This is a genomic window from Pseudomonadota bacterium, from assembly GCA_039193195.1.
In the GTDB taxonomy this organism is placed as follows: domain Bacteria; phylum Pseudomonadota; class Gammaproteobacteria; order Steroidobacterales; family JBCBZW01; genus JBCBZW01.
Genome location: JBCCWS010000100.1, coordinates 1 through 3,457, shown reverse-complemented (window position 1 = coordinate 3,457; position 3,457 = coordinate 1). Strand labels below are relative to the sequence as shown.

Annotated in this window: 3 protein-coding genes; 1 reads left to right on the top strand and 2 read right to left on the bottom strand. The window is 63.0% G+C overall.

From position 1 onward, the window contains the following. Nucleotides 1–301 precede the first annotated feature (301 nt). Nucleotides 302–562, bottom strand: a complete 261-nt coding sequence (locus AAGA68_27290; GenBank protein ID MEM9388776.1) for a hypothetical protein — start codon at nucleotides 560–562, stop codon at nucleotides 302–304. Nucleotides 563–649: 87 nt separating this feature from the next. Beyond that, entirely contained in the window at nucleotides 650–1,582 is a 933-nt protein-coding gene (locus AAGA68_27285; protein MEM9388775.1) for a hypothetical protein, read from the bottom strand. Between the two features lie 609 nt (nucleotides 1,583–2,191). On the opposite strand from AAGA68_27285, the gene AAGA68_27280 reads away from it, so the two are divergent. Further along, on the top strand, nucleotides 2,192–3,457 hold a 1,266-nt coding region (locus tag AAGA68_27280), incomplete at its 3' end, for a V-type ATP synthase subunit A (protein MEM9388774.1).

The window sequence follows — 3,457 nt, the reverse complement described above, 5'->3', positions numbered from 1 at the left end:
TGATGATAGCGAGCAAACGAGCGCCGGCGAAGTACCCGTAGTACCAGAGGGGCATCTCGCCGTTAACGCAGGCAGCCTCGATCTCGTTGACTGGAGGGGTTCTGTATCACCTGCGCTTCTTCTTTGACTGCAGCAGCGACATCCTCCAACAGGTACTGTGCTACGACTGCCGGGAGCTCCGAGCCTGCGAGCTACTGCAACATGGCGAGCTCCTGCGGAGGAGCCACAGCAACCAGACTCCGAGACCTCCCCCGAGGCCGCGCACTCCTCCTAACTACATCAAGCTCCCAGAGACTTAGTCTTAGTGCGCGTGGTGGGCGTCGTACCTGCGACGGGTCATGAAGCAACAAGACACGTACTCTTTGAGGGCAGCGTCGATCTTGGCCTTCTTGTGAGCGACGTGGAAGCGCCCGAGCACGAGATACTCGATCATGTACCCAGTGACGCCAATCGTAACCATCAGAGCCGTGATCGGCTCCGCCATTTTTCCCGGCTTGATGTACTTCGTAACCGCGAACTGCTCAAATTTCGCGTATGCCTCGGTGTACGTCGCGGGTGACACCACCATTTTCAGAGCTAAGGCGGTGTCAGAAACGTTACAATCCACGTACCCGCTTGAACCGCTGCCATCGACATGATTGTTAAGGGTTTAAGCGACGGATCCCTCGAGCGATGTGTTGTACCATTTGAGGGCGGCTTCGGGCGTGATACCGTTGCAAGCCGAGGTATGATTCTCGACGAAGTCAAAGAGAGACCGAAAGGGCACGAGCGTCGAATCCCCCGCATCAAAGCCGCCGAGCAGGATACCGAAGGGCGCTGCGAGCGTGGGCCAGCGGCAGAAACTCGACAACTGGCACACCGAAGTTAGCGGGGCGAGGGCGAGGCGGTAATAGCTGCCGAGACGCTCGTCCTGGTCGCGCAGGGTGATGCGCATGTAGGGATATCGGCGCTTGATGGTCGCGATGATGGCGTCGACGAGCGCGGCCGACGTGCAGCTGCATGCGTCGCGGTCGATTTTGTGACTGAGGCCGGGGAGCGCCGATCTGTAGTCGCTCTCGCTACAGCTCCTGTGGAATGGCTGTGTGATGATGCCGACCGACGTGGCGTGCCGCGGGATAAAGGCGAGGAGCTTGGGCATGGTCACCATGCCGTAGATGCCCGTAGCGAGAACGTCGCCGAGGCGGACGTGGATGGCCACGTCGTCGAGTTCGTCGCCGTCTTTGGGAAAGCCGACGCACGTGCCCCAGGCTTGGAGCCCGGTGCGGACTTCGTCGTGGAAGGTGCTGGTGTCGACGTAGGGCGAGTAGGCGTCTCGGGCGCGGTGTGCAGCTTTCTTCGATGCGCTGCAGGTCAGCTCGACAGCGGCGCTCGTGTCGACTCGCGCGCTGTCGACGCGCGACACGACGTCCGGCAGCACCGACGCCAAGTCGTGCGCCTCGGCGAGGCCACACCAATGCGGCCGAGGCATGGCGAAGTTCAGGTCGCCGACGGCAGCCGCCGCTCGTGCGATCGCGTAGTGCGCAAAGTTGTTGCCTTCTTGTCTTACGCCGCTCGGACTACACTGACCAATCTTGTGACTCAAGTCTCCGGGCTGGGCGCAAAAGGTCAATGTAGAATGTGCGCTCGCGTTGAGCGCACTACACATAAACTTGGACTGCAGGCCATCGCACGTCGCGTTTCTCAGCTCGAGGCGCAGGTGCCGCACGTCCGGTCGCCGCGTCCCCGAACTCACGGCCGAATCGAAGTTGCATTCGGCCGCACCCACGACCCACACCAATAGCAGCATCAGATAGGACTCCAGACGTGAGAATCGCCGAAGGCCAAGAACTTGCCGAGAATAAAATCTCTTTAGAAACTAGAAATTTCGAGAGAATATCTTGTGGCAAATATACCTGTCCCTATCTGGTTCCCGAACTGTCAACTGACGATGGCACGCCCACGTCCCAGGGGCTGTAGTTGTTTGAGGTGAAGACGGTGTCCTTCTCGGCGTCGCGCTACCCTCGGCATGCCATCCAACATGCCCCGTTGGCCTGCGCGCGTCCACGGTTCACGCGGAGTATCGTCGGAGTGGAACAGAAGGCAAGAGGAGATGATAGTGGAAGGGACACGGCCAGTCACACAAACGGTTTTCGGCACTGGCCAACGAGGCGCTGACCGACTTTCCGGATCTGATCGAAAAGGGAGAGGCCGCATGACCGAGGCGACCGCGCACATCGTGGCGGTTCAGGACGATTTGGTCGAGATCGAGGCCCTCCCTCTGCCCGACGGCAGCCCCGGCACGCTCGTCAAGAACGAGGTGGTCTACATCCTGCCGTCGAAACCCGCCACCGACGGCCGGAACGAGCGCCTGAAGGCCGAAGTGCTGCGCGTGCGTGGCACCTGCGCCGACGCCCAGGTCTATGAAAGCACCCAAGGCGTCGCGGTCGGCGATCCGGTCGAGCAGTCGAACCGCCTGTTGTCGGTGGAGCTGGGGCCCGGGCTGCTGGGCCAGGTCTACGACGGGCTGCAGGCGCCCTTGCAGCGTCTGGCCGATCTGCACGGCATCTTCCTGCCGCGCGGCGCGGACGTCGATGCGCTGGACACGGCGGCCAAGTGGTCCTTCACGCCGATCCTGAAGGTCGGCGACAGCGTTCGGGCCGGAGACGTGCTCGGGACGGTCCCGGAGGGGCGCTTTGCCCACAAGATCATGGTGCCCTTCAACTGGACCGGCAGCTACAAGGTGGTCTGGATCCAGGAAGGCGCGGCGCGGGTCCACGACACGGTGGCGCGGCTGGCCGACGAGGCGGGTACCGAGCACAAGCTGACCCTGGCGCAGAAATGGCCCGTGCGGCGGGCCTTGCCGGCCGACCTGCTGAAGCGGGCTTCGTCGCGGCGGACCTATCCGGACGAGCCGGTGCTGACCTCGCAGCGCCTGATCGACACCTTCTTTCCCATCGCGCGGGGCGGCACGGCCTGCATTCCAGGACCCTTCGGCGCCGGGAAGACGGTGCTGCAGAACCTGATTGCCCGGAACGCCCAGGTCGATATCGTCATCGTGGTGGCCTGCGGCGAGCGCGCCGGCGAGGTGGTCGAGACGATCAAGGACTACCCCGAGATGGTCGATCCCACGTCGGGCGGCAGCCTGATGGACCGCACCATCATCATCTGCAACACCTCGTCGATGCCGGTTGCCGCCCGCGAGGCGTCGATCTTCACCGGCATCACGCTGGGCGAGTACTACCGGCAGATGGGCCTCGACGTGCTGCTGATCGCCGACAGCACGTCGCGTTGGGCGCAGGCGATGCGCGAGACCTCGGGCCGGCTCGAAGAGATCCCCGGCGAAGAGGGCTTCCCGGCCTACCTCGAAAGCTCGATCAAGGGACTCTACGAACGTGCCGGCGTTATCGAGACCAACGACGGCACCAAGGGCAGCCTGACGCTCATTGGCACGGTCTCTCCCGCCGGGGGGAACTTCGAC